This window comes from Variovorax sp. SPNA7 (assembly GCF_033807855.1).
In the GTDB taxonomy this organism is placed as follows: Bacteria; Pseudomonadota; Gammaproteobacteria; order Burkholderiales; family Burkholderiaceae_C; genus Variovorax; species Variovorax beijingensis.
In genome coordinates, this window is record NZ_CP138514.1 from 695,758 (window position 1) to 721,271 (window position 25,514).

Sequence of the window (25,514 nt, forward strand, 5' to 3'; positions counted from 1 at the left end):
TTGATCCAGCGCAATACCACCGGCGCGCAGCCTTCCTACAGTGGATCCACGGTCGCAGGCGGCTTTTCGCGGGACCGTTCCATCTCCATTCACTGCAAGGAAACCCTCCATGAAAACCGATGCCCAATTGCGGGACGACATCCAGGCGGAACTGGCCTGGGATCCGTCGTTCAAGGCCTCCGATGTCGGCGTGATCGTCAAGGACGGCGTGGTCACGCTGACCGGCCACCTGGCGAGCTTTGCCGAGAAATACGCCGTCGAACGCGCGGTGCAGCGCGTGCACGGCGTGAAGGCCGTGGCCGTCGAGATCTCGGTCAAGCTGGCGTTCGACCACGAGCGCACCGATGCCGACATTGCGGCGGCCGCCGAGCGCGCCCTCGAATGGAATGTGCTGGTGCCGGACGGCAAGATCCACCCGATGGTGGAAAAGGGCTGGCTCACGCTCACCGGCGAGGTCGAGTGGGAATACCAGCGCCGTGCCGCGGAAAGCGCCGTGCGCAACCTGATGGGCGTGCGCGGCGTGTCCAACCTGGTCACGGTCACGCCCAAGGTCAGTCCCGCCGACGTCGAGAAGAAGATCCACGATGCGCTCGCGCGCCAGGCCGAGCGCGAGGCCAAGCACCTGGCGATCACGGTGACCGGCTCGCAGGTCACGCTGCGCGGCAAGGTCCACTCCTGGGCCGAGCGCAATGCGGTGCAGGGCGCGGCATGGGCGGCGCCGGGCGTTTCGCTGGTCGTGAACGATCTCGCGGTGGACAATTGACACGCGTCGCGCTGGTCACCGGCGGGACCTCCGGCATCGGCGCGGCCACGGCCGAGGCGCTGCAGTCCGCCGGCTATCGCGTGGCGGTCAACCACGGCAGCCGCTCCAAGGTTGCCGAAGCGTTCACCGCGCGCACCGGCATTGCCGCCTTTGCCTGGAACGTGGCCGATGCGCCCGCCTGCACGGCGGGCGTGGCGCGCGTCGAGGCGGCGCTCGGCCCGGTGGAGGTGCTCGTCAACAATGCGGGCATCACGCGCGATGCGATGCTGCACAAGATGAGCTTCGAGCAATGGAAAGAGGTGCTCGACGTCAACCTCGGCGGCTGCTTCAACATGTGCCGCGCGGTCATCGGCGGCATGCGCGAGCGGCGCTTCGGGCGCATCGTGAACATCGGCTCGGTCAACGGCTTGTCCGGACAGCTGGGCCAGACCAACTACGCAGCGACCAAGGCCGGGCTGACCGGTTTCACGAAGTCGCTGGCGCTCGAAGGCGCCGCGCGCAACATCACGGCCAACGTGGTGGCCCCGGGCTACACCGACACCGCCATGGTCGAGGCGGTCGATGCCGAGGTGATGGCGCGCATCCTGGCAGGCATCCCCGCCGGCCGGCTGGCCACGCCGGCCGAGATTGCGCGCGGTGTCGTGTTCCTTGCCTCCGACGACGCAGGGTTCATCACCGGCACCACGCTGTCGATCGACGGCGGCAAGTACATGGCCTGAACCATGCACGCCATGGTACTGAGCGCGGCGATGCTGCCGCTCGAATTGCAGCGGCGCAAGACACCGGTCCCCGGTGCGGGCGAACTGCGCCTGCGCGTGCTGGCCTGCGCGGTCTGCCGCACCGACCTGCACATCGCCGATGGCGACCTGCCGCTGCCCGTGCTGCCGATCGTGCCCGGGCACGAGATCGTCGGCGTCGTGGAGGCGCTCGGCCCCGGCGTGGAGGGCTACCGCATCGGCGATCGCGTGGGTGTGCCATGGCTGGGCCACAGCTGCGGCTGCTGCGACTTCTGCATCGACGGCCGCGAGAACCTGTGCGATGCGCCGCGCTTCACCGGCTACCACCGCGATGGCGGCTTCGCGAGCCACGTGATCGCCGAGGCGGCGTTCTGCCTGCCGCTGACCCTGCCCGAAGCGGATGCTGCGCGCATCGCCCCGCTGCTGTGCGCCGGCCTGATCGGCTGGCGCAGCCTGAAGGCGGCCGGCGAAGGCGCGCGCCGGCTGGGGCTCTTCGGCTTTGGCGCCGCGGCGCACCTGGTGACGCAGGCGGCCGTGGCCCAGGGCCGCGAGGTCCATGCATTCACCCGGCCCGGCGACCTCGAGGCGCAGGCTTTCGCGCGCAGCCTCGGCGCCCGCTGGGCGGGCGGCTCGAACGCATGCCCGCCCCAGCCGCTGGACGCGGCCATCATCTTTGCGCCTGCCGGCGAGCTGGTGCCGGCGGCGTTGCGAGCCGTGCACAAGGGCGGCCGGGTGGTGTGCGGCGGCATCCACATGAGCGACATCCCGGCCTTTCCCTATCGCTGGCTCTGGGAAGAACGCAGCATCGTATCGGTGGCCGACCTCACCCGCGCCGACGCCCGCGAGTTCCTGGCCTTCGCGCAGGCGCATCCGCTGCAGGTGCACGTCAAGACCTATCCGTTGATGCAGGCCAACGAGGCACTGGCCGACCTGCGCGCCGGCCGGATCGAAGGGGCCGCGGTCCTGGTGCCCTGAACGGGCGCCGCAGCTGCCCTCGCCCGGGGCCTGCGGCCTCAATGCGCCATCAGCACCGGAATGCAGGCGCGGGCCAGCACATCGCGCGTGACGCCGCCGAGAAGGCGCTCGCGCGGCCTGGCGTGGCCATAGCCCCCCATCACGATCAGATCGGCGGCGGCCATCGAGGCGCACCCGAGCAAGGCGGCGGCAAAATCAGTGCAGCCTGCGCGTTGTTCTACCGCGGCTTCGATGCCGTGCCGCTGCAGCCAGCTCCCGGCTTCACGGCAGCACCGCGCAGCCGCGGCATCATTGGCATGCGCCACCGACACGAGCGTGACCTGCGAAGCCCGGCGCAGCAACGGCAGCGCGCCGCGCACCGAGAACGCCGCCTCGCGGCCTCCGTCCCAGGCGACCAGCACCTTGTCTCCAACCGCATCGAAGCGGCCTGTGCGAGGCAGGATGAGCACGGATCCCCCGGCATGCAGCATCACTTCTTCCGGCAGGCGGCGCGCCGAGTCCTCCACGGCCGCCGGCCCGTCGGGCTGGCCGACGATGAGCAGGTCGCCGGCGTGGCATTGCGCGACGACCGCGTCCGCCGGTTCGCCGTCCACCAGGCGCACGTCGAAGGACAGCGGATCCAGGCCGCGGAGCCGGTCGAGAAAGACATGCGCGACGGTTTCGGCGCGCCTGCGCAGGTGGAGCGATGTCAAGACCATGGCCGGCTGCCCGTCTGCCGCGTACCGCGGCGGCATGCCCGCTTCCTTGCGCACGCCCGTGGGCACGATCCCGCGCAGGTGGCTGCCATGGCGCTTCGCCAGCCGGGCCGCCAGCAGGGCACGGGCCTCGCAGCGCTCCGTATGGTCGAGATGGACCGTGATGGTCGAGAGCGTCATGCCTTGGCCCGGGAAGCTTCGGCCCGGCCTTTGCGGGGATGCCGGACCGGGCGTGCCGCATTCAGCGCGGCGTTGAGCGTGCGCAGCGCGTCCTGCACCACGGCATCGCGCGAGGGCGCGGTATCTGCCGCGCGGTGTTCCGTGGTGACCGCAGGCTTCGGACGATCCGGCGCACCGGAGGTGCGCCAGAACGCATTCGCCGCCGCGATGGCCAGCGCCTGCCAGTCGCCCGCGCGCGAGACGGCCTCCGAATCGGCGCGGCATTGTGCGCTGCGGTCCTGCAGCATGTGCGCGCCCAGCGAGAGGCCCTCTGCGCCGCAGGTCTCGAGCATGGCGAGCGTGTGCAGGCCGACGCTCCACTGCGCCTTGCAAAACGCCAGCGGGAAGGTGAGGTCGCCGTGCATGGTCGGAGTCGGTGCGCCGTCCTACCGCGCAGGCGATTGGAGGCGTTCCCGGTCCTGCATCATCTGCATGGTCATGTCCTTCATGGCCATGCAGCGCTTCATCATGTCATCGGACGGAGCGCCGGACTGCGGGGCCGGCGCGGCGCCCATCTGGCACATCATCGACATCCCGCCCTGCATGGCCTTCATGTGATCGGCCATCAGCGCCTGGCGTTCCTGGGGGGTCTTGGCGGCCATCATCTTCCGGTGCATCTCGCGCATCTGCGCCATCTGCTGGTCCGGCTTCATCGCCGCGGGCGCGGTCGCTGCAGGCGGATGGTGCAGCAGATGATCCTTGTCCTTCTTGCCGTCCGCCGAAGTCAGCGCGGTGCAGCCGGCCAGGAAGACCAGTGCAGCCGATCCGAGTATGCGAAGTGTGTTCATGGTGATTCTCCTGTGTTCAACGCACCAGCAGCACGGGCACCGTGCAGCGGGCCAGCACCTTCATCGCCACCGACCCCAGCACGAGGTTCGTCAGCGCGCCCTGCCCGCGCGATCCCATGATCACGAGGTCGAACTTTCCGTGCTCCGCAAAGTTGGCGATCTCGTCGGCGGGATGGCCGACCTTGTGGGCGAACGCCGCCTCGATGCCGTGCCGGGCAAGCGCGGCGCGCACCGGCTCCAGGACGACGCGCGCCTCGTCTTCGTAGTAGGTGTGCACGAGGTCCGGCCCCGCGAAGGCCGCTGCGCGATGGGGCACCGGCAGCACCGCGTTGAAGACCGTGAAGGCATGGCCTGCGTTCGACCACTCCTTGTGCGCAGCCAGGTAGTCGAGCATGCGAGCCGTGTATTCGCTGCCATCCACGGCGAGAAGGATTTTCATGATGTTCCTTTGTTGGCTCTTTGGAGATGAGCGGATGTTCGCCGCCGGCCGGCAGCCGCGCCTTGTTCCAGATCAAGGCAGCCGCGTCTCGCGCGGCCTACATTGATTGCTCCATGAACACACACCAAGGGTGAGCCATGAACAAGATCCTCGTGGTCGTCTACTCCTACACGGGAACCTCCCGCAAGGTGGCGCAGCTGCTGTGCAGCCAGCAGGGCTGGCCCATGGCCGAGATCGCCGAAACCCGGCCGCGCGCCGGCGCCTTCGGCGGCTTTCGCTGCCTGCTCGACTCGCTCCTTGGCCGGCACCCGGCGATCCGCTACGACGGTCCGAAGGCGAAGGACTTCGACGCCGTGGTGCTGGTGTCGCCGATCTGGGGACAGCGCCTTGCCGGACCGATGCGCAGCTTCGTCGGCACGCGGCGCCATCACCTGCCCGACGTGGCGGTGATCTCGGTCATGGGGGGAAGCGGCGCGCCCCATGCCGTGGCAGAGATCAGCCGCCTGATCGGACGCGCGCCGATCCTCGATACGGCGTTCACCACGCGCGAAGTCGACGAAGGCAGCTTCGCCACGCGGCTGCAGGCCTTCGGCACGGCCGTGCGCAGTGCCGCGGGCACGCAGTCGGCGGTCCGGCCCGCCGTGCTGTCGCCCCAGGCCGCGTGACCGGGCCTGCCGTGCGGCCGCTCCAGCGCTTCATGCTTGCCACCGTTTGCGGCGGCCTGCTCGCGGTCCTCGCGGCCTGCGCCACCGCACCGGTCGCGGCGCCGCCATCGGGCGCCGGCCCGTCGTCCGCGCCGGCCTTTTCCTCGCTGGTCGCAAGCCGCAGCGCCTCGGTCGTCGACATCAGCACGCTGCGCATCGGGCGCGACCAGAACCCGGAAGACATCGAGCTGGAGATCGCACCCGAGCGCGACTTTGCCGATCGCCTCGCCTGGCCGCTGCCGGCCAGCGTGCGCATCAGCCAGATCCGCGACCTGGCCTCCGGCGTGATCGTCGGCAGCGACGGCCTGATCCTCACCAGCGCGCACGTGGTCGCGAATATCGACGAGGCGCAGGTCCGGCTCGCCGACGGCCGGCGCTTCATGGCACGCGTGGTCGGCGCCGACAGGCGCACCGATGTCGGCCTGCTCAAGATCGACGCCACCGGCCTGTCCGCCGCCGTCATCGGGGACTCCTCGCGGCTCGCGCCGGGCGACTGGGTGGCAGCCATCAGCGCGCCGTTCGGATTCCACGGCAGCGTCACGGCAGGCGTGGTCAGCGCCGTGGACCGCCTCGTGGGCGGCGCCGGCGACGTTCCCTTCATCCAGACCGACGTCGCCATCAACCCGGGCAGTTCCGGCAGCCCGCTGTTCGACAGCCGCGGCGAGGTCGTCGGCATGAATTCGATGATCTACAGCGGCAGCGGCGGCTACATGGGCCTGTCGTTCGCGGTGCCGATCAACCTGGCGATGCGGATCGCGACGCAGCTGCGCGCGCGCGGCAGCGTCCGGCGCGCCCACCTGGGCGCGGAGTTCCAGGAGATGACGCCCGAGCTGGCCCAGTCGTTCGCGCTGCCGGCAGCCGCCGGTGCGCTCGTGGTCCGCATCGAAGCGGACAGCCCGGCACATGCGGCCGGCCTCATGCAGGGAGACATCGTGACGGCCTTCGACGGCCTTCCGGTCTCGCACCTGACCGCGCTGCTGCGCCAGATCGAGGACCGCGTCCCGGGCAACCGCAGCCGCATGGAGGTCTGGCGGCACGGCGCGCAGCGCACCGCCTGGATCACGCCCTCGGAGCAGCCGGCGGCCAGGACCGCCCTGCTGCCTGCCGCCGCGCCTGAATGGAACGACGGCCTGGGCCTGAGCCTTGGCGAAGTGTCCGCGGCGCAGAAGGCGCAGCTGCGCATCGACAGCGGCCTGCTGGTGCGCGACGCCACCGGGCTCGCACGCAGCGAAGGCATCCGCGCCGGCGATTTCATCGTGGCCCTCAACGACATGCGCCTCGACCGCGTCGACCAGTTCAGGCAAGCCCTGTCGCGCGCGCCGGCCGGCCGGCCGATCGCGCTGCTGGTGCTGCGCGACGGGCGCCTGGCATATGTCGCGGTGCGCATGCCGGAACAGCGGGCCGCCGCGGCCACACCTCTTCTTCGAACGCCGACATCCACGAGAACGCAATGAAACATCTGAACGCCACCGACCGCGACATGCTGGCCCGGCAACTCGAGCTCATGAAGAGCCAGGTCCTGCAGGAGCTGCGCGAAAGCACCCCGGGCCTCCAGCCAGGCACGGCCGACGATGCACACGAGGTACGAAGCCATGCCGACGAGGCCGAGAGCGAGCGGCAGGACGACGTGCGCTTCGCGGAGATCGAGGTCGACCGCCTGCGATTGAGCGAGATCGAGCAGGCGCAGCAGCGCATCGCCGAAGGCCGCTACGGCCTCTGCATCGATTGCGGCGAGGACATTCCGCGCGAGCGCCTGCTGGCGCAGCCCATGGCCATCCGCTGCGCCGCCTGCCAGGCGCTGGCGGAGGCGGGCCACCGCCGCTGACCGCCGCCGGCATCGCCGAGCCGGGCAAAGGCCGACCCATCCGGAGATCCCCTTGAGCATCCGCCATCTCGATCGCCTGCTGTCGCCGGCCTCGGTCGCCGTATTCGGCGCTTCGGCGCGGCTCGGCAGCGTTGGCGCCACGGTGTGGCGCAACCTGCGCGCCGGCGCCTTTTCCGGACCGGTCTACGGGGTGAACCCGAAGCACGCCATGCTGGACGGCGTGCCGGTGTACGCCCGGGCCTCGCAGCTGCCCGCGGCGCCGGACCTCGCGCTGATCTGCACGCCGCCGCACACGGTGGCCGGGTTGGTCGGGGAACTCGGCGCACTCGGTACCCGCGCCGTGGTCATCGTGACCGCGGGCCTGAGCGCCGAGCAGAAGCAGGCGGCGCTCGATGCCGCGCGTGCGCACACGGTCCGGCTGCTGGGACCCAACTGCATCGGGCTGCTGAACCCGCACATCGGCCTCAACGCCAGCTTTGCCCATTGCGATGCGCTGGCCGGAGACATCGCCTTCGTGTCGCAGTCGGGCGCGCTCGCGACCGCGGTGCTCGACTGGACGCGCAGCCGTGGCGTCGGGCTGTCGCACCTGGTTTCCCTGGGCGACCATTGCGACGTCGACTTCGGCGACCTGCTCGACCACCTGGCCAACGACGCACGGACGCGGTCGATACTGCTCTACGTCGAAGCGATCGAGTCGCCGCGCAAGTTCATGTCGGCTGCGCGGGCGGCTGCGCGCAACAAGCCCGTCATCGTGGTGAAGGCCGGACGGGCCGGCAACGGCGTGAAGGCCGCCGCATCGCACACCGGCGCGCTGGCCGGCTCGGACACGGTGTACGACGCTGCCATCCGGCGCGCCGGGATGCTGCGCGTGGACACCCTGCAGGAGCTGTTCCTTGCCGCCGAGACGCTGGCGCGCTTTCGCACCAACCGCAGCACCGGCCTCACCGTCATGACCAATGGCGGCGGCGCCGGCGTCATGGCGGCCGACGCGGCCGCGCGCGCCGGCATCGCACTGCCCGAACCCGGCGCGGCACTGCTGGCACGGCTCGATGCCTTGCTGCCGGCGAACTGGTCGCATGCCAATCCGATCGACATCATCGGCGACGCGCCGGTGGAGCGCTATGCCGAAACCCTTTCGGCCCTGCTGGCGGAGCCCGCCACCGGTGCCGTGCTCTTCGTCCACGCGCCCACGGCCATCGTGCGCAGCGAAGACATCGCACGCGCCTGCCTGCCGCTGGTGCGCAGCCACGCCTCGCGCGTGATGAGCGCATGGCTCGGCGACGCGGCCGTCGCGCAGGCGCGCAAGCTCTTCGAGGACGCCGGGGTGGCCGACTACGCCACGCCGGAAGAGGCGGTGCATGCCTTTGCGATGCTGCAGACCTACAGGCGCAACCAGGAAATCCTGACCGAGACGCCCGATGCCAGCCGCAATCCCCTGCCCGATGCAACCGCCGCGCTCGGCCTGCTGGAAAGCGCCCTGGCCGAAGGCCGCGAATGGCTGCACGAACACGAAGCCAAGGCCCTGCTGAAGGCCTACGGCATCGACACCGTGCCCACCGTCGCGGTGGCCGATTCGGCCGACGCCGCGGTGGCGGCCGCGCGCGAACTCGGCTACCCGGTGGCGCTGAAGATCCTGTCGCGCGACATCACGCACAAATCGGACGTGGGCGGCGTGCGGCTGTCACTGGCCGACGACGCGGCGCTGCGGGACGCGGTCGCGGCGATGCGCGGCGCCGTCGCCGCCGCCCGGCCCGGCGCGCGCATCGACGGCTTCACGGTGCAGCCCACCGTGCACCGGCCGCATGCGCAGGAGGTCATCGTCGGCGCCAGCATCGACAGCGTCTTCGGTCCGGTGATCCTGTGCGGACAAGGCGGCACCGCGGTGGAAGTCGTCGCCGACAGCGCCATTGCGCTGCCGCCGCTCAATCGGGCGCTGGCGGGCGAACTGGTCTCGCGCACCCGCGTCTCGCGCCTGCTGGCCGGCTACCGCGACCATCCGCCGGCCAGGCTCGATGCGCTGCACGATGTGCTGATGGCGGTGTCGCAGATGCTGGCCGATCTGCCGCAGCTGGCCGAACTCGACATCAACCCGCTGTGGGTCGACGAGCACGGCGCACTGGCACTCGATGCGCGCGTCCGGCTGTCGAAGACGCCGGTGGGCGGCGCCGAACGCTTTGCCATCCTGCCCTATCCCACGCAATGGGTTCGCACGCAGCAATGGAACGGCCGCCCGATCGTGGTGCGGCCGATCCGCCCCGAAGACGAGTCGCAGCACCGGCGCTTCATCGAATCGCTCGACCCGCAGGACATCCGCATGCGCGTCTTCCACAGCCGCAGCGAGCTGCCGCGCAGCGAACTCGCGCGGCTGACCCAGATCGACTACGACCGCGAGATGGCCTTCATCGCCGAGACCCGGGCCGCGGACGGTACGGCCGAGACACTGGGCGTGGCCCGCACCGTGAGCGACCCCGACAACGTGGAGGCCGAGTTCGCGATCATCGTGCGCTCCGACCTCAAGGGCCAGGGGCTCGGCACGCTGCTTTTCGACCGGCTCATCGAGCACGCCCGGCATCGCGGCATCGCGCGGCTGGTCGGCCTGGTGCTGCGCGAGAACACCCGCATGCTGGCGCTGTCGCGCGCGATGGGCTTCGAGGCCGACCCCGCCGAGCCCGCGGACTCGGGGCAGCGGCGCATGGTGCTGAACCTGGCCGACCGCGCCTTGCCGCTGGCTTGACATGGCGCAAGTCCGCACCCGCGGCCCGGCCGAAGAATCGAAGCGTTCGCCGATCGGCCGGCGGCGGACCTCCCTTCAGCCCGGCCCAAAGGAAGACAGCGCCATGTACCACCGCATTCTTGTTCCCATCGACGGCAGCCCCACCGCGGAACGCGGGTTGCGCGAGGCCATCCGCCTGGCGGCCGAGCAAAAGGGAAAACTGCGCCTGCTGCACGTCATCGACGACTTTCCGATGCTGATGGAGATGTCGACCATCTCCAGCTTCGAGGCCAGCCTGCAGAAGATGCGGGAATACGGCCAATCCGTGCTGGCGGCCGGCAAGGCCGCGGCAACGCAGTCGGAAGTCGAAGTCGACACCATCCTGCGCGAGGTCACGCGGGGGCGGATTGCCGACGTCGTGATCGAGGAGGCCAAGAAAGCCGCCTGCGACCTGGTCGTGATGGGCACGCATGGCCGGCGCGGCTTCAGCCGCCTTGCGCTCGGCAGCGACGCCGATCTCGTCGTGCGCGGCAGTCCGGTGCCCGTGCTGCTGGTGCGGCAGGAAGCGGGCGGCTGACCCAAGGGCGCAGCAATACCCATCAAGGAACAGGAATCCAATGAAATCCGACACCCAGCTCAGGGCAGACATCCAGGCCGAACTCGAATGGGATCCGGCCGTCGCTTCGACCCATGTGGGCGTCATCGTCGACCACGGCGTGGTCACGCTGACGGGCCATCTCGGCAGCTATGCGGAGAAGCTCGCGGTGGAACAGGCCGTGCAGCGCATCAGCGGCGTGAAGGCGCTGGCGATCGAGACCTCGGTGAAGCTGGCCGCCGGCCTGGAACGCACCGATGCCGACATCGCACAGGCCGTCGGGCACGCGCTCGAATGGAACGTGCAGGTGCCGCGCGGCGCGGTCCGGCCGATGGTCGAGGGCGGATGGGTCACGCTGACCGGCGAAGTCGAGTGGGACTACCAGCGCCAGGCCGCGGAATCGACGGTTCGCAACCTGCTGGGTGTCACCGGCATCACGAACCTGGTGAGGATCAGGCTGCAGCTGTGTTCCGCGGACGTGGAACGGCAGGTGCAGGACGCGCTCATCCGCGTGTTCCACGACGCGCCGCGGCAGGTGGCGGTCGACGTGAACGGCTCGCAGGTCGTGCTGCGCGGCAAGGTGCGTTCCTGGGCGGAGCTGAACGCGGTGCGCGGCGCCGCCTGGTCCGCGCCGGGGGTGGTTTCGGTGATCAACGAACTGGCCGTCGAGGCCTGAGGAACAAGGCACCATGCAAACCATGAAGGCTGCCGTCGTACGGGAATTCGGCCGGCCCCTGCAGATCGAGGAAGTCGCCATTCCGGAGGTCGCGCCCGGCCAGGTGCTCGTGAAGGTGGTCGCATCGGGCGTGTGCCACACCGACCTGCACGCCGCCGATGGCGACTGGCCCGTGAAGCCTTCGCTGCCCTTCATTCCGGGGCACGAGGGCGTGGGCTTCGTCGCGGCCATCGGTGCCGGCGTCAAGGGCGTGAAGGAAGGCGACCGCGTGGGCGTGCCCTGGCTCCACACGGCCTGCGGCCACTGCGAACATTGCATCACCGGCTGGGAAACGCTGTGCGACGAGCAGCAGATGACCGGCTACACCGTCAACGGCGGCTACGCCGAATACGTGCTGGCTGACCCGGGCTACATCGGGCGGCTGCCCGCCAACGTGGGCTTCACCGAGATCGCTCCCGTGCTGTGCGCCGGTGTCACGGTCTACAAGGGCCTGAAGATGCTCGACTGCAAGCCGGGCGACTGGGTGGTGGTCTCGGGCGTCGGCGGTCTCGGCCATCTGGCCGTGCAGTACGCAAAGGCCATGGGCTTTCACGTGGTGGGCGTCGACATCCACGACGGCCAGCTCGAGCTGGCGAAGGCGCTCGGCGCGGACATGGTCATCAATGCCGCCACGCAGGATCCCGTGAAGGAGCTGCAGCGCAGCTTGCGCGGCGCGCACGGCGTGCTGGTCACGGCGGTGTCGCGCAGCGCCTTCGGCCAGGCGCTGGGCATGCTGCACAAGCGCGGCACGATGGCGCTGGTGGGCCTGCCGCCCGGCGACTTTGCACTGCCGATCTTCGACATGGTGCTCAACGCCAAGACGGTGCGGGGCTCGATCGTCGGCACGCGCAAGGACCTGCAGGAGGCGCTGGAATTCGCCGGCGAGGGCAAGGTGCGAACCGTCTGCACCGAAGACAGCCTGGACAACATCAACACCGTGCTCGACCGCATGCGCCAGGGCCGGGTCGAGGGCCGCGTCGTGATGCGCATCGCGGACGGCGGACAAGGGGCGCAGGCGAATCCGTGAGCGCGTTGCGGACACCGGGCACGCTGGCCTCGCGCGCGCGAAAATGGCGTGCCGCGCACAAGGTGTGCGTGCTACGCTTGTACGGTTCTTAACAATGCTGTGACATTCGGCCTCGAATCCACGCTTCCCGGATGAAATCCGCCTCCCACATCGCGGTGCTCGACGACGAGATCGACATCACGCAGCTGCTGGCCAACTACCTCCAAAGCCACGGCTTTCGCGTGACCCAGCTGCACAACGGCCCTTCCTTGATGGCGCTGATGGACAGCGATCCGGCCGACCTCGTGCTGCTCGACCTCGGGCTGCCCGGCGAGGACGGCTTTTCCATTGCCCGGCGCATGCGCGAGAACTGGCGCTGCGGCCTGGTCATCGTCACCGGCCGCGGCGATGCGGTGGACAAGGTCGTCGGCCTGGAAGTGGGCGCGGACGACTACGTGACGAAGCCCTTCGACCTGCGCGAACTGGTGGCGCGGGTCAAGGCCGTGCTCAGGCGCCTGGCGCCGGGCGATGTCCCTGCCGTCCCGGCAGCTGCGCCGGCATCCTTCGCCCCAGGGACTTCCGACCGGCTGCGCTTTGCCGGCTGGCAGCTCGACCTCGCGGCGCGCAGCCTGACGAACCCGCAGGGACAGAACGTACCGCTCACCGGCGGCGAATTCGACCTGCTCTGCGCTTTTGCGCGCCACCCCGGGCGCGTGCTCTCGCGCGACTTCCTGCTCGAGCAGACCCGCGGGCGCGAAGCCGCCCCGTTCGACCGCACCATCGACGTGCAGGTCGGCCGGCTGCGCAAGAAGATCGAGGCCGATCCGGACGATCCGCAGATCGTCAAGTCGGTGCGGGGCGCGGGCTACATCCTGGTTCCGCCCGTCACCCAGGGCTGAGCCGATGAACCCGCCCTCTTCCCCGATCGCCCCCACCCTGCCGGGACTGCCTTCGGGCGTCGAAGAGAGCAGCGTCTTCCGTTCGCTCTTCATCTCCTATCCCGACTCGTTGCTGCTGGTCGACCAGGCCGGCCGCATCGTGCTGGCCAACCCCGCGGCGGCCAGCCTGCTGGGCTACGCGGTCGACGAACTGGTGGGCCTGAACGTCGACGCGCTGGTGCCCGACAGCATCCGCCCGCGCCACGCGTCCTACCGCGAGGCCTACGGCCGCGCGCCGCGCCCCCGGCCCATGGGCACGCAGATGGAGCTGGTCGCCAAGCGCAAGGACGGCAGCGAGGTGATGGTCGAGATCGCCCTCAGCCCGCTGCAGAGCCAGGGCCTGCCGTTCGTGGTGGCCGCCATCCGCGACATCGGCGCCTATCCCCGCGTGAAGCAGGCGCTGCAGCGGGCGCGCTACAGCGACTACCTCGCGCAGCTGGGCCGCCTGGCCGTGGACACCCGCGACCTGCAGGTGGTGCTCGACCACGTGCCCGCCATGGCCGCCGAAGCGCTCGAGGTCGAAGTGGCCATGGTGCTGCTGCTGGAAAACAGCCGCCTCGAATTCCGCGTGGCGAGCGGCGTGGGCCTGGTGCCCGGAGAAGAAATCGGCGTGCGCATTGCCAGCCACGCGAACACGCCTCCGGGCTTCGTCTTTGCCGAGGGCAAGCCGGTGGTGGTGCCCGACTACGCCCAGGAGCGGCGCTTCGCCGTGCCGCAGGCCTACCTCGATGCCGGGCTGGTCAGCGCGCTGGCCGTGCCCTTCTACGACCGGGGCCGCTTCATCGGCGTCCTGACCGTGCGGTCGCGCGAGGCCAAGCGCTTCGGCGACGAGGAGCTGCGCTTCCTCGAATCGCTTTCCAACCTGCTGGCCACCAGCCTGCAGCGGGTGCAGACCGAAGAGGCGCTCAGCCACGCCCAGCGGCTCGAAAGCGTCGGCCAGCTCACGGGCGGCATCGCGCACGACTTCAACAACCTGCTCACCATCATCCAGGGCAACCTGCAGGTGCTCGAAGAGCTGCCCGCCATTGCACAGGACGGCTACGCCCAGCAGCTGGTGGGAGCCGCGGCGCGGGCCTCGCGGCGCGGCGCCGAGCTCACGGGCAAGCTGCTGGCGTTTTCGCGCCGGCAGATGCTGCAGCCCAACGCGGTGGACACGCATGCGATGCTGCATTCGCTGGCCGACATGCTGCGGCGCACGCTCGACCAGCGCATCGGCATCGCGATCGACGCCGCGCCGGGCTGCCCGCCGGTGCTCGCCGACCCCGGCCAACTCGAATCGGCATTGCTGAACATTGCCATCAACGCGCGCGACGCCATGCCCGAGGGCGGCACGCTGCACTTTCGCGCCGAGGCCTGCGGCGCGCTGCCGCCGGAGGTGCACAACGAGCTCAGCGACCACGATGCGCACGGCAGCTTCGTTGCCATTTCGGTGGCCGACAGCGGCACCGGCATGACCGAGGAAGTGAAGGAGCGCGCCTTCGAGCCTTTCTTCACGACCAAGGAAGCCGGCCGCGGCACCGGCCTGGGCCTGAGCACGGTGTACGGCTTCGTGAAGCAGTCCAAGGGCGCCGTGGCCATCGCCACGCAGCCGGGCGCGGGAACGACCGTGACGCTCTTCCTTCCCCAGCTGTACGACCCGGTCCCTGCGGCCGTGGAGGAAGAAGACGGCGAGCAGGCGATTCCCGCCGGCCTGCGGGTCATGCTGGTCGAGGACGACGCCGAAGTGCGCCGGGTCGTCCATACCTTTCTCGTGACGCTCGGCTGCAGCGTGGTGACCGCGGCCAATGCCGAGCAGGCGCTGCTGAGCATGGAAACGGATGCGGATTCCTTCGACGTGCTGCTCAGCGACATCGCGCTCGGGCCCGGCATGCGCGGAACCCGGCTCGCCGCCGAGGCGCAGCAGCGCTTTCCGCAACTCGCCATTCTCCTGATGTCCGGCTTCTCGTCGGAGTTGCTCGACGCCGACCGCGACGTGCCGCAAAGCTGGGAGCTGCTGCGCAAGCCCTACACGCGCGGCGAACTCGCGTGCGCCCTGGCCAGGGTGCTGGCGGCCGCACGGCCTTAGCGGGCAGGCGCGGCCCCTTCACAGCTCCCGCGATTCGCGGTATTCCGGAACGGTGCAGGGCCAGCCGTAGCGCTCCTCGACGGCCAGCCTCAGCGCGTCGGCGGCCACGGGTTCGCCGTGCGTCACGAACACGCGGCGCGGTGTCTTCTGGGACGAGAGCCAGGCCAGCAGCTGCTCGCGGTCGGCATGGGCGGACAGGGTCTCGAGGTTCGCCACCTCGGCACGCACCGGCACGTAGGTGCCGTGGATCTTCACCGCGTCCGCGCCGCCCACCAGCGTCGCGCCGCGCGTGCCCGCGGCCTGGAAGCCCGCGAACAGGATCGTGTTGCGCGCATCGGGTGCGTAGGCCTTCAGGTGATGCAGCACGCGGCCGCCCGTGGCCATGCCGCTGGCCGACACGATGATCGACGGATAGCTCAACCTGTTCAGGCGCTTGGACTCTTCCAGCGTGTTGACGATGATGGTCTTCCCGCTCATGTCGGCGCATTGCTCTGCGCTCATGCGGTGCTCGTCCAGGTGCGCCTTGTAGAGGCGCGTGGCATCCGCGGCCATCGGACTGTTGAGGTAGACCGGCATGTCCGGAATGCGGCCTTCGCGCTTGAGCAGCTGGATGCCGTACAGCAGCGTTTGCGCGCGGCCCACCGCAAAGGCCGGCACCACCAGCACCCCGCCGCGCGCGGCCGTGCGGTTGATCACGCCCGCCAGCTCGCCGAGGGTGTCGGCGTCCAGGTGCCGCCGGTTGCCGTAGGTGGACTCCACCACCACGTAGTCGGCCGGCGCGGCCTCCTGCGGCGGCCGCATCACCAGGTCGTCGCTGCGGCCCAGGTCGCCCGAGAACAGGATGCTGCCCTCCTTCCATTCGACGCGCAGGCTGCCCGCGCCGAGGATGTGGCCGGCCCGCACCACCCGCCATGACCAGCCGGGCCAGGGCGAGCATTCCTCGTCGAAGGAGATGCACTCGAACCGCTTCAGCGCGGTGCGCGCCTCCTGCTCGGTGTAGAGCGGCAGCGCGGGCTTGTGCTTCGAATGCCCGTGCCGGTTGGAAAAATCGGCCTCCTCCTCCTGCAGCCGGCCGGAATCGGGCAGCAGCAGTTCGCACAGTTCGCGGGTGGCGGCCGTGCAGTACACCTTCCCCTTGAAGCCGAGCTTCACGAGCCGCGGCACGAAGCCGCTGTGATCGATGTGGGCATGCGTCAGCAGCACCGCATCGATGGCCGACGCGTCGAAGGACAGCGCGTCCCAGTTGCGCAGCCGCAGCTGCTTGAGCCCCTGGAACAGCCCGCAGTCCACCAGCAGCCGCCGGCCCTCGTGCGTGAGCAGATACTTGGAACCGGTCACGGTGCCGGTCCCGCCCAGAAAATCGATGCGCATGGCTGCTCCTGCGTTCCTGCGTATTGAGGGGGCGGTTCGTCGTCAGTGCGACATCAGCACCGGCAGCGTCATCGACTCGAGCATCGTGCGCGTGGCACCGCCCAGGATCCATTCGCGCGCCCGGCTGTGGCCGTAGCAGCCCATCACGAGCAGGTCCGCGCCCAGATCCGCGGCCATCGACAGCAGCCGGTTGCCGGCATCCCCTTCTCCGGTGCCGTCTGCGTGCGGCGAGACATCGGCAATTCCCTGGGCGGCAAGATAGCGCTGCAGCTGCTTCAGGGATGCTTCGGCGCCTTCGCCATAGCTGGCCGCATGCACCTTCGAGGCGGCACGCAGCCAGGGCAGCGCGGCCGTCACCGCGCGCGCGGCCTCGGGGGTTTCCTTCCATGCCAGCAGCACGGTGCCGGGTGCCGCAACCAGCGCACCCGCATAGGGCAGCACCAGCGCGGGCCGTCCGCTTTCCACCAGCAGGTGCGGCAGGAAGTCGCCAGGCAGTTCGGAGGCCATGGGATCTTCGGGATTGCGCTGGCCCAGGATCACCAGGTCGGCGTAGAGCGCACGGCGGGCGAAACCCCACGGCGCGTCGCTCTCCTGCTCGGTCCAGTGCATGCGGGGCGAGCCGGCGGCCTGGGCCGTGAAGCTCGCGTACATCCTGTCGCGCGCGGCCTCGTCGCCCTCGCGCATGATCGCAATGGCCTCCGCGGCGCCTTCCAGCGCGAACGGATAGCGCATGAGCGCGGACAGGGTGCACGGCGCACCGGTCACTTGCGCGTCGAAGGCGTCGGCCAGGCTGCGCGCGAAGGCGATGCGTTCCGCCGTGCGGGTCGAACCGTCGAGGTGCAGGAGGATCGATTTCGGGGTCTGCATGGCGGGAGCTCCTTCGGAAATGCGGCCCATGTGGGGGCGTATTCGCAGACCTTAGGCCCCGCGGACGGCGCCGGCCTTGCGCCATATCAATCCGGGCGACGGCGGCGTCGTCTGGCTTGCCGGAAAATGGCTTCTTCCAGGCCTTTTGTCCATTTTTGCTATTTTTGCCATAATGGCACCAAAGGAGCACACCATGGCCGCCATCCTGCCCAACCTCGACGAACTGCCGCGCCAGAACGCATCCCACGTCAAGAACCGCTGGGGCGACGTGGTCCGCCAGGTCCAGAAGACCGGCAGCCTGGCCGTGACCAACCATTCGACGGTGGAGATGGTGCTGCTGACCGCGGCCACCTACAACCAGCTGGTGGAAGACGCGCAGGCGCTCAAGGCGCGCGAGCAGTCGGTGCTCGACGAACTCGGGCGCCGCTTCGACGTGCGGCTGGGCGTGCTGCAGCAGCCCGAGGCGGCCACGCAGATGGGCAAGCTGTTCGCCGCCAAGGGCAAGCTCGGGCACCGTCCCAAGGCGGGCGACACCTTCTGATGGCGGCGGCCGCGCGCCCCTTCATCCTGGTGCTGGCCGGCGTCAACGGGGCGGGCAAGAGCTCGGTCGGCGGCGCCCTGCTCGCCGAGCACGGCCTGACCTGGTTCAACCCGGACACCTGCGCGCGGGAGCTCATCGCGCAGCTCGGGCTCGCGCCCGAAGAGGCGAACGCCCGCGCATGGAACCTTGGCCGCGAACGGCTGGAGGCCGCGATCTCGCAGCGTACCAACTACGCCTTCGAGACCACGCTGGGCGCGAGCACCATTCCCGCGCTGCTCGCGCGTGCCGCGTCGAGCCACGACGTGGTCATGATCTTCTGCGGGCTGTCCTCGCCCGAGCAGCACATCGCCCGCGTGCGGGCGCGCGTGGCGCGCGGCGGCCACGACATCCCGGAGGCCAAGATCCGCGAGCGCTGGATCGCCTCGCGCGCCAACCTCATCCAGCTGCTGCCGAAGCTCACCCGGCTGCAGGTCTTCGACAACAGCACGGAAGCGCCGCCCGGCGGCGACATTGCAGACCCGGTGCTGGTGCTCGAACTGAGCGCGGGCGAGCCCGTCTTTCCGCAGCCGGGCGACCTGGCCGCGCTCGCGGCCACGCCGGCCTGGGCGCGGCCCATTGTCCAGGCGGCGATCGAGTTGCTGGGCTGACAGATCGCCAAGGCCTGTGTACGGACCCCGAGGCCGTGGGCGACGCAGATCTTGCGCAACATCGGCCTGGAAGACGCTAAAGGAAATCCCGAGTCGGCCCATCGCTTGCTGCGCCCGACACTCGCTCGTGCTTGACGTAGGTACGCGCGACCTCTAGAAGCCTCGCGGGGTTCTCGACCTGGAGTTCGAGCAAGCGGATGCCCGAGCGCTTTGGCGCCCAGCATCGCCAGGTCAGACAGACCGCCGCAGGATCGGAGGTCAGATCCACATGGACGCCGTCGAGCATCAGTTCCAGGCGGTCCGTGCCTCCATCCTGCCGATAGGCGGTGGCGGACAGTTGCACGCCCGGCAACCAGACCTGGATGTGTGCGTGGTCCGGGTGCATGTGCAGGAGCTGCAGTTCCTCATCGCCATTCAGGCGTGCGTGATGAACAAGGTCCGGCGCTGCGTACTGATAGAAGCGATAGTCGAAGTCGTCGGGTAGCAGCGGATGTTTTTCGGCGAGCCAGGCGTCATCGTAGGTGCCTGCATACTGCTGCCGGAAACGCCAGACCGGCGGGAGCGGAGCAAGACCCTGGGGTACGTGGTCGCGGCGGCGCCAGTCGAGAATCGGATCGGCAGGATCCTCGATGCAGGGCGCGGGAATGTCGACATCCGAAGGACTGTGTTGCGCATCGACGATGCCGCAGCCGATGGGATTGAAGCGATGCGCGTCGACCGGCGTTTCGCCCTCCCCGGTTCCAGGAATCGGTCCGCCGAAGGCCTTGCGCCAGTCGAGAGCGACGGCCCTGGCGGGACGAGCTTCCGAGAGGCTCCAATCCTTGCCGGTCGCCCTGCCTTTGTCCTGCTGCGTGGTGTCCGGGCGCCAGACTCTCGGTCCATGCACCCGCAGGATCTTCTCGAGCTTGCCCAGGCGCACGCCGGTGATCCACGAGCGGGCCGCCACGCCTTGCGGCGCCCAGCTCGCGCCCACGATGGTCAGGTCGGCCGCCAGCTTGAAGGGCACGATATCGCAGGGCCGCACCAGCAGGCCGTGTGCGGGATCGCCCTCGTAGCGGTCAGCGAGCTCGACTTCGTCCTGCCGAGGCGCGAGCACCAGCGGCGCGCCCGGCACGACATGGAAGGTGCCGCGCACCGACAGCACGGCCATGTCGGTGCCGTCGCGGTGGAATTGCGAGAAGGCAAGGGCCGAGAAGGGCGTGCGGTTCTCAAGCGTGGGAGCCATGCCGGGTCCTGCGCGGTCGAAGTGGAAGGCTGCAAGGCAATGCCGTCATTGGCGCAGCAGGGTGAAGATGACGCGATCGTCTTCGCGGCGAATGGCAAAGAGCTGGGCCGGGAGCCAGCCCAAGGCCTGCTGGACATTGGCGAGTGCCGAGGGGTCGTCCGTCACGAGGACGATCACCTGCCCCGGCATGCTGCGGCCAACGGCCTTGCGCAGCCGCAGGATGGGCACCGGACAGCGTGTGCCGCGGGCATCGACATGAACGGGGTCGCCGGCACCCGGCGCCTTCGGGACCGGCCGGGCCGGCAGGAAGGGCGTGCCCGACGGATGCGGGAGCGGGCTCGTCACGGAACGTCCAGCGTGCGGAAGTCGGGCATCGCGACGATGCGCTGCAGGTGCAGGTTCTCGATGCCCTCCAGCGAAGCCTTGAAGCCGACGCCGACCACGCGCCCGTCGGGCAGATAGTGAACGATGCGCCGATTGCCGTCGCGGAAATCGACCGGGCGGCCGAAGGCCGTGTCGTTCGAGAGCTTGCGCCTCGCGCCATGCGGTGTCTCGCGGCCGGAATCGAGGCCGAAGGGCAGCGGGAGCCTCGACGCATCGATCTCGAGCTCGCCGAGCACCCACCCCTGCGCATCGGCGCACGCGGCCCGGCCGGCGAACGGATAGTGCAGCGTCATCTTCACGCCACGCGACAGGCTGGCGTAGTCGGCCTTGCGGGCAGGCCGCGCCGGCGGGCACTCGGTGGGCGTCAGCTCGGCCCAGGCGGCGAACTCCGGCAGCCATGCGGCCAGGCCGCAACAGCCGATGCGCCGGGCCGCCTCGCCCACCCAGTCCACGTCACGCTTCCACAAGGCCATCGGGCCTACACGATCGGCGGATTGCCGGGGAACGGAATGCGTTCCCACACCTGTCCGTCGTAGCGCGCGATGTCCGCATAGCCGATGGACCACAGCACGCCGTCGACCACCTGCAGCACATGGCCGTCGCGGTACTCGGGCACCAGGCCGGTCACGACGGGTTCGATGGCATCGTTCTCGCGGACGAACAATCCTTCGGGGGCCGCCAGGTAGACCTTGCCCGCATAGACCGTCACGTCGCTGTAGTCCCTGACGTCTTCGGTTCCGGAGACGTCGATGAACCCCGTCTCTCGATTTCCGCGCAGCAGGGTTCCGTCCTTGCCGCAGACCCAGACGGTCTCGCGGTCTTCGACGCACAGGCCGTTGAGTTCGGCCGTTTCCAGCTGGATCTTTTTCCAGGCATCGTCCTCGCGAAAGAAAAGCAGCCCCGCATCGGCCTTCGAGTCCCAGCCCGCGGCATGGATATCGCGCGCTCCCGCGCCATCGACGGCGTTGATGAAGACGTTGTGCACGCCGTCCGGTTTCTGCAGAAGGCCATCGTCCATGTGCTGCCACGTGCCGTCGTCCGCACGCCGGTAGATCTGGCCTCCCGCCCCGTAGACATACAGGTGCTCACCGACCTGGCGCGCACCCGTCAGGTAGCCCCAGCCTTCGGAATCGTCGTTCCACAGGCCGGAGCCCGCGACACGTTCCATGACCGGCCTTCCATCGAGCGGCAGGCGAAAGACGTCGCCGTCCTCCGCCACCAGGACCAGCGACGCGGCCGTTGCAGCAGCAGGGTGGTACGCAGCGCTGGCGAGGATGGTCAGGGGAAGATCGAAGTAATGCCATGGCACCTGCGCACCGGCATTGAACACGCAGACGCGGGAAAAGCCTTCGAAACGGTCTTCCTTCTTCGAACAGGAAATGATCAGGAAATCCTTCGTCGCCGCAACGCCGGTTTCAATCCTGAGTTCTGGTTTCTCGGGTGGGGAATCGAATTGCTCCATGGGTGATGCGCCTATTTGGGTGGATTGAGGGGGCGGAGTTTTTCCCACGCCGATTCCAATGTCTGCAGAGCCTTGTCCTTGATCGCTTTCGGGGCTGTCTTGAAGGCACGAGCCAACGCGTCCTCGGGGACATTCTTGAAGTATTCGTCGGTCGCCGCTTCGAATTTTCCCTTGCAGTCCTTTTTCGCTTCTCCCAGCGCTTCGTACGCGATCTGTTTGGCCTTCTCGAAGGAAACCGTTCCGGCATCCCCGCCGGCGGCCTTGATTGCACCATCCATCAGCTGATGCACACGCGCATGCTCCTTCTCGGTCAGGCAGATCGCGGGGCCGTCGTTGAGCGAGGGAGCGCCCGGCAGACGCACACCCGGCTCCTTGCGGGTTCCGAGCCGCATGATGTAGTCCGCAATGATGTGATGGGAGTCCTCGCCGGGCGGGCAGTTGTTCTTGCCATGGGCCCCGGGGTTGCAAGGATCGGGCTGGCCCTCGACACGCACGCCGGCCTCCGGATCCGGATTCGCCGCAGCCTGGGGCTGCGAAGCCTGCGCCTGTTGCTGCTGCTGTGCACGCGTGCGCTGTTCGGCGATCTGGTCTTCGACAGCTTTGCGCACTTCCGCGTCGTACTTGTCGGCGCCCGTGGGCCACCAGGAGTCGTACACGCCGGCCCTGTATTCGGCGAGATGGTCCAGGGCCTGGTCGTAGATGGCCTGCTCCTGCGGCGTCTGCGGATCGATGCCCTCCAGGACGCTCTTCGCGGCCGCCCTGCCGAGGATGAGGTTTTCGCCCGGCATCGGCGCCCCCTGGACGATCCAGAGGACGAACAACAGCTTGCCTGCCACGCTGGCCTTGCCGGCCAGCCCTGTACCCCCGCCAGGGCGAGGCATGCCCGCGGGCGGCCGGAAGTTGTTGTCGTTGGCCGCGGGGCCGGGCTGGAACGTCGGTGTCGGCCGGGTCTGCGGGATCGCGCCGGCGCGTGCGTCGCTGGCCGTGGCGTTGGGCATCGGCTGCAACTGGGCGTGCGCCAGCAGGATCGGCTTTTCGCCCATCGCCGTACGCACCAGGCTCGCGTAGTCGGCCATGCCCGTCGCGGGGATGAGGCGGGCCTTGCCGGTCTTTTCCTGGTCCGTCTCGTAAGTCTCGATGATGGCGCCGTCGGCCTGCGCCCGCGCGAGCAGCGCCTCGGCCTCGCTGTCGTCGATGGCCGCAGCGTCGTCGGGCGGCCAGTACTTGCCGCGGTCCTTCTTGTAGATCAGCTCGCCGACGGTGTTGCGCTTGTTCATCCAGAAGGTGTCGCCATCGCGCACCAGCCACTGGCCGTTGACGCGAACGACGGTGGACGCCGTCTTCGGCTCCGCGATGTCGCCGACCGTGCCCGACTTGATGCCCTTGGCCGAGCCCGGCTCGTCGCCCTTGACGTTGGTGACGACGCTGTCGAACTTGAAGGCCTTGAGTCCGGTGAGAAACACGTTCTGCGACGTGTTGGCGTCGTCGCCGAGCCTGCCGGTGATCTGGTAGGGAATGGGCGGCGTCGACGAACCGATGGGCGTCTTGCAGACATCGGGCGCGGTGCACACCACGATCGCCTGGCCCACGTCGCGGCCGCCTTCAGGCGGTGCCTCGCTCGCAGGCGTCTTCGGTGCCGGCTTGCCCACGATCACCGCGACGCGCGCGATCCGGCCCGCTCCCAAGCTGCCCGAGAGCACCCCGCCCGGCGCTCCGAGCGAAGACGCCGCCGATGAAGTGGCCTTGGGATCCAGCGCCATGAGCGAAGTCTTGCCTCGGTCCAGGCCTCAGCAAAGATCGATGACCTTGCCGTTGATCCGCACCGCGCCGGTGGCGCGGAAGTCGAACCGGGCGCCGGTGAGCGTGACCTCGCCATCCTTCGTCATTTCGAGCCGGCTCTTGCCGACCGTGATCACGAGCGTCTCGCCGACAGTGAGCGAGAAGTCCTCGCCGATGCGCTCGTTCTTGCTCTTGCCTACGGCCACCGTCTGCGTGAGGCCGACCAGCGAGGTCTTGGCGATGCCGACCTCCTCGGACGAGGTGAGCGCCACGAAGCGGTTCATGTTCTGCAGCACGGTCAGCAGTTCGTTGGCCTTGATCGTCTCCATGCGGTTGTTGCCGATGGTGATGGTCTCGTCGTGGTCCACTGTCTCGGTGCGGTCGTGCCTGACGTGCGTGGTTTCGTCATGGTCGATGGTCTTGGTGCGGTCGTTGCCCACCCAGTGCGTCTCGTCGTGCTCGACCTCGATGTCCTGGTTGCGCTCCGCATGCAGCCACAGCTGCTCCTGGCCCTTCTTGTCCTCGAAGCGCAGCGCGTTCGCATTGGTGCCGTTGCCGCCTTCGGAGCTGCGCGTGAGCAGGCCGCTTTGCGTGGCGTTGTCCGGCAGGGTCCACGGCGGCATGTTGTCGGCGTTGTAGACGCGTCCCGTGACGATGGGCCGGTCGGGGTCGCCGTTCTCGAAGTCGACGATCACCTCCTGGCCGATGCGCGGAATCTGGATGCCGCCGAAATTGGTGCCGGCCCAGGGCGAGGACACGCGCACCCAGCACGAGCTGTTCTCGTCCTTGGTGCAGTAGCGGTTCCAGTGGAAGCTCAGCTTCACGCGGCCGTATTCGTCGGTCCAGATCTCGCGGCCGGCCGGGCCGGTGACGATCGCCGTCTGCGGGCCGGTGGTGCGCGGCCTGGGCACCGGCGGCGCCGGCGCGCGGAACACCTTGCTCGCCGGGATCACCTCGAAATCGACGCGGCACTCGAATTCCTGCTGCGCACTGGCATCGCCCACGTCCTGCAGCCGCAGGCGGGCGTCCGTCACCAGGTACTGGCGGTTGGACTCGTTCTGGGGATGGCGCTCCAGCGTGACGAGGCAACCCGGCACCACTGCGCGCAGGTTGCCCGAGCCGCTGGCGCGCTCGCCCTGGCTGCCGGTCTCTTCCATGCGCGTGCGCACCAGCTGCTCGCCTTCGGACTCCACCACGTAGTCGCCCGGCCAGCCATAGCGCTCCCAGCTGGCTTGCGCCGTCTTGCGCGGCATGGCGCTGACCTGCTGCAGCTCGGCCTTGGGGCGCTTGAAGTCGAAATCGCTGGTCACCCAGCGGCCGCTTTGCAGCGCCTCGCAGGCATTGAAGCGGTCGCAGTGCTCCTCGCGCACGGTGGCTTCCGCTGCATGGAAAGGAATGCGCTGGTAGCCCGCATGGGCGAAGGGCTGGTGCGACGCCATGTCGTCGACGATGACCAGCCTGTGGCTGCTCTCTTCGTGCTCGAAAAAGAAGTACAGGCCCCACTCGTGCAGCAGCCGTGCGACGAAGTCGTGGTCGCTCTCGCCGTACTGCACCTGGAATTCGCGCGGCGGATAGCTGCGCGTCGCACGCACGTCGAAGGGCAGCCCGTATCTGCCGAGCACCTCGCGCACGATGTCCAGCACGTTCTGGTTCTGGAAGATGCGGTAGTCGCTGGTGCGCGTGGCCAGCGTGAGCCAGGGCTCGATCACGGCTTCGTACAGCGCGCGCCGGTTTTCCAGGCGCAGGAAGCGCACGCGCGTCACGAGGCCCGAGAGATGGCGCTGCTGCGGCCCCGAGCCCGGCCGCCCGTCGAGCACGATGTGCGCGGTGAGCGCCTCGCCCACCAGCTGCTTGATGGCCACGTTGGCGGCCTGGCGCTCGTTGTAGCCGGGCTGCTCGGGGGTGGCCAGGGTCAGGGTGTAATGGAACAGCCTGCTGAGCCCTTCGTCGCCTTCGACGGCGATGGGCTCCAGGGCCGGCTCGCCGCCCAGCGTGGGTATTGCGGGCGAAGAAATGCTGAGAACACGCGCCAGCTGCGCGGAAGCCGTGGGCATGGGATCC

The 25,514-nt window shown here is 69.2% G+C and carries 26 protein-coding genes; 14 read left to right on the forward strand and 12 right to left on the reverse strand.

The window, feature by feature from the left end:
- The first annotated feature begins 109 nt into the window (after positions 1-109).
- Genes RZE77_RS30965 through RZE77_RS30975 form a run of 3 tightly spaced genes read left to right on the forward strand, consistent with a single transcriptional unit; the run spans position 110 to position 2,475 of the window.
- Positions 110-763, forward strand: a complete 654-nt coding sequence (locus RZE77_RS30965; RefSeq protein WP_319442511.1) for a BON domain-containing protein — start codon at positions 110-112, stop codon at positions 761-763.
- Positions 760-1,482: a beta-ketoacyl-ACP reductase gene (locus RZE77_RS30970; RefSeq protein WP_319442512.1), complete on the forward strand. Its 723-nt coding sequence runs from the start codon at positions 760-762 to the stop codon at positions 1,480-1,482. The genes RZE77_RS30965 and RZE77_RS30970 overlap by 4 nt, the downstream gene beginning before the upstream one ends.
- Positions 1,483-1,485: 3 nt before the next feature.
- Positions 1,486-2,475 (forward strand): zinc-dependent alcohol dehydrogenase family protein, encoded by a 990-nt coding sequence (locus RZE77_RS30975; RefSeq protein WP_319442513.1) that lies wholly within the window; start codon positions 1,486-1,488, stop codon positions 2,473-2,475.
- Between the two features lie 38 nt (positions 2,476-2,513).
- Here the strand turns inward: RZE77_RS30975 and RZE77_RS30980 are convergent, their stop codons facing one another.
- Genes RZE77_RS30980 through RZE77_RS30995 form a run of 4 tightly spaced genes read right to left on the reverse strand, consistent with a single transcriptional unit; the run spans position 2,514 to position 4,616 of the window.
- Positions 2,514-3,350, reverse strand: a complete 837-nt coding sequence (locus RZE77_RS30980; RefSeq protein WP_319442514.1) for a universal stress protein — start codon at positions 3,348-3,350, stop codon at positions 2,514-2,516.
- Positions 3,347-3,754: a hypothetical protein gene (locus RZE77_RS30985; RefSeq protein WP_319442515.1), complete on the reverse strand. Its 408-nt coding sequence runs from the start codon at positions 3,752-3,754 to the stop codon at positions 3,347-3,349. Before RZE77_RS30985 ends, RZE77_RS30980 begins: the two co-directional genes overlap by 4 nt.
- 21 nt (positions 3,755-3,775) lie before the next feature.
- Positions 3,776-4,177 (reverse strand): hypothetical protein, encoded by a 402-nt coding sequence (locus tag RZE77_RS30990; protein ID WP_319442516.1) that lies wholly within the window; start codon positions 4,175-4,177, stop codon positions 3,776-3,778.
- A 16-nt stretch (positions 4,178-4,193) separates the two neighbouring features.
- Positions 4,194-4,616 carry a universal stress protein gene (locus RZE77_RS30995; RefSeq protein ID WP_319442517.1) on the reverse strand — a complete coding sequence of 141 codons (423 nt, stop codon included), beginning with the start codon at positions 4,614-4,616 and terminating at the stop codon, positions 4,194-4,196.
- 137 nt (positions 4,617-4,753) lie between these two features.
- Here RZE77_RS30995 and RZE77_RS31000 point away from each other — a divergent pair, with 137 nt between their 5' ends.
- From RZE77_RS31000 to RZE77_RS31040, 9 genes are all read left to right on the forward strand, one after another.
- Positions 4,754-5,281: a flavodoxin family protein gene (locus RZE77_RS31000; RefSeq protein WP_319442518.1), complete on the forward strand. Its 528-nt coding sequence runs from the start codon at positions 4,754-4,756 to the stop codon at positions 5,279-5,281.
- Positions 5,282-5,313: 32 nt separating this feature from the next.
- Positions 5,314-6,774 carry a trypsin-like peptidase domain-containing protein gene (locus RZE77_RS31005; RefSeq protein WP_319442519.1) on the forward strand — a complete coding sequence of 487 codons (1,461 nt, stop codon included), beginning with the start codon at positions 5,314-5,316 and terminating at the stop codon, positions 6,772-6,774.
- Positions 6,771-7,145, forward strand: coding sequence for a TraR/DksA family transcriptional regulator (locus tag RZE77_RS31010; RefSeq protein WP_319442520.1), 375 nt, complete (start codon positions 6,771-6,773; stop codon positions 7,143-7,145). The genes RZE77_RS31005 and RZE77_RS31010 overlap by 4 nt, the downstream gene beginning before the upstream one ends.
- Before the next feature lie 52 nt (positions 7,146-7,197).
- Positions 7,198-9,879, forward strand: a complete 2,682-nt coding sequence (locus RZE77_RS31015) for a bifunctional acetate--CoA ligase family protein/GNAT family N-acetyltransferase (protein WP_319442521.1) — start codon at positions 7,198-7,200, stop codon at positions 9,877-9,879.
- 103 nt (positions 9,880-9,982) lie between these two features.
- On the forward strand, positions 9,983-10,435 hold the full coding sequence (locus RZE77_RS31020) for a universal stress protein (RefSeq protein WP_319442522.1): 453 nt from the start codon (positions 9,983-9,985) through the stop codon (positions 10,433-10,435).
- Positions 10,436-10,475: 40 nt separating this feature from the next.
- The gene (locus tag RZE77_RS31025; RefSeq protein ID WP_319442523.1) at positions 10,476-11,129 is read left to right on the forward strand and encodes a BON domain-containing protein; all 654 of its coding nucleotides are present in this window, start codon (positions 10,476-10,478) and stop codon (positions 11,127-11,129) included.
- A gap of 13 nt (positions 11,130-11,142) precedes the next feature.
- Positions 11,143-12,195, forward strand: coding sequence for an alcohol dehydrogenase AdhP (gene adhP, locus RZE77_RS31030; RefSeq protein ID WP_319442524.1), 1,053 nt, complete (start codon positions 11,143-11,145; stop codon positions 12,193-12,195).
- A 131-nt stretch (positions 12,196-12,326) separates the two neighbouring features.
- Complete coding sequence (locus RZE77_RS31035) at positions 12,327-13,073, forward strand: response regulator transcription factor (RefSeq protein WP_319442525.1); 747 nt, start codon at positions 12,327-12,329, stop codon at positions 13,071-13,073.
- 4 nt (positions 13,074-13,077) lie between these two features.
- Positions 13,078-15,177, forward strand: coding sequence for a PAS domain S-box protein (locus tag RZE77_RS31040; protein WP_319442526.1), 2,100 nt, complete (start codon positions 13,078-13,080; stop codon positions 15,175-15,177).
- A gap of 18 nt (positions 15,178-15,195) precedes the next feature.
- Here the strand turns inward: RZE77_RS31040 and RZE77_RS31045 are convergent, their stop codons facing one another.
- Together RZE77_RS31045 and RZE77_RS31050 are read right to left on the reverse strand one after the other, a co-directional pair.
- Positions 15,196-16,548, reverse strand: a complete 1,353-nt coding sequence (locus RZE77_RS31045) for an MBL fold metallo-hydrolase (RefSeq protein WP_319442527.1) — start codon at positions 16,546-16,548, stop codon at positions 15,196-15,198.
- Positions 16,549-16,590: 42 nt separating this feature from the next.
- A complete protein-coding gene (locus tag RZE77_RS31050; RefSeq protein WP_319442528.1) occupies positions 16,591-17,415 on the reverse strand; it encodes a universal stress protein in 825 nt (274 codons plus the stop codon).
- A 193-nt stretch (positions 17,416-17,608) separates the two neighbouring features.
- On the opposite strand from RZE77_RS31050, the gene RZE77_RS31055 reads away from it, so the two are divergent.
- Together RZE77_RS31055 and RZE77_RS31060 are read left to right on the forward strand one after the other, a co-directional pair.
- A complete protein-coding gene (locus RZE77_RS31055; RefSeq protein ID WP_319442529.1) occupies positions 17,609-17,956 on the forward strand; it encodes a type II toxin-antitoxin system prevent-host-death family antitoxin in 348 nt (115 codons plus the stop codon).
- Positions 17,956-18,603 (forward strand): ATPase, encoded by a 648-nt coding sequence (locus RZE77_RS31060; protein ID WP_319442530.1) that lies wholly within the window; start codon positions 17,956-17,958, stop codon positions 18,601-18,603. Before RZE77_RS31055 ends, RZE77_RS31060 begins: the two co-directional genes overlap by 1 nt.
- A 76-nt stretch (positions 18,604-18,679) precedes the next feature.
- Here the strand turns inward: RZE77_RS31060 and RZE77_RS31065 are convergent, their stop codons facing one another.
- The 6 genes from RZE77_RS31065 to RZE77_RS31090 form a co-directional block, all read right to left on the reverse strand.
- Entirely contained in the window at positions 18,680-19,828 is a 1,149-nt protein-coding gene (locus RZE77_RS31065; RefSeq protein ID WP_319442531.1) for a DUF2169 family type VI secretion system accessory protein, read from the reverse strand.
- A gap of 45 nt (positions 19,829-19,873) precedes the next feature.
- Entirely contained in the window at positions 19,874-20,173 is a 300-nt protein-coding gene (locus RZE77_RS31070) for a sulfurtransferase TusA family protein (RefSeq protein WP_319442532.1), read from the reverse strand.
- Positions 20,170-20,685 carry a hypothetical protein gene (locus RZE77_RS31075; protein ID WP_319442533.1) on the reverse strand — a complete coding sequence of 172 codons (516 nt, stop codon included), beginning with the start codon at positions 20,683-20,685 and terminating at the stop codon, positions 20,170-20,172. The genes RZE77_RS31070 and RZE77_RS31075 overlap by 4 nt, the downstream gene beginning before the upstream one ends.
- Positions 20,686-20,690: 5 nt before the next feature.
- Entirely contained in the window at positions 20,691-21,674 is a 984-nt protein-coding gene (locus tag RZE77_RS31080; RefSeq protein WP_319442534.1) for a beta propeller repeat protein, read from the reverse strand.
- A gap of 11 nt (positions 21,675-21,685) precedes the next feature.
- A complete protein-coding gene (locus RZE77_RS31085) occupies positions 21,686-23,263 on the reverse strand; it encodes a DUF4150 domain-containing protein (protein WP_319442535.1) in 1,578 nt (525 codons plus the stop codon).
- A 198-nt stretch (positions 23,264-23,461) separates the two neighbouring features.
- On the reverse strand, positions 23,462-25,507 hold the full coding sequence (locus RZE77_RS31090; protein ID WP_319442536.1) for a type VI secretion system Vgr family protein: 2,046 nt from the start codon (positions 25,505-25,507) through the stop codon (positions 23,462-23,464).
- Positions 25,508-25,514 lie beyond the last annotated feature (7 nt).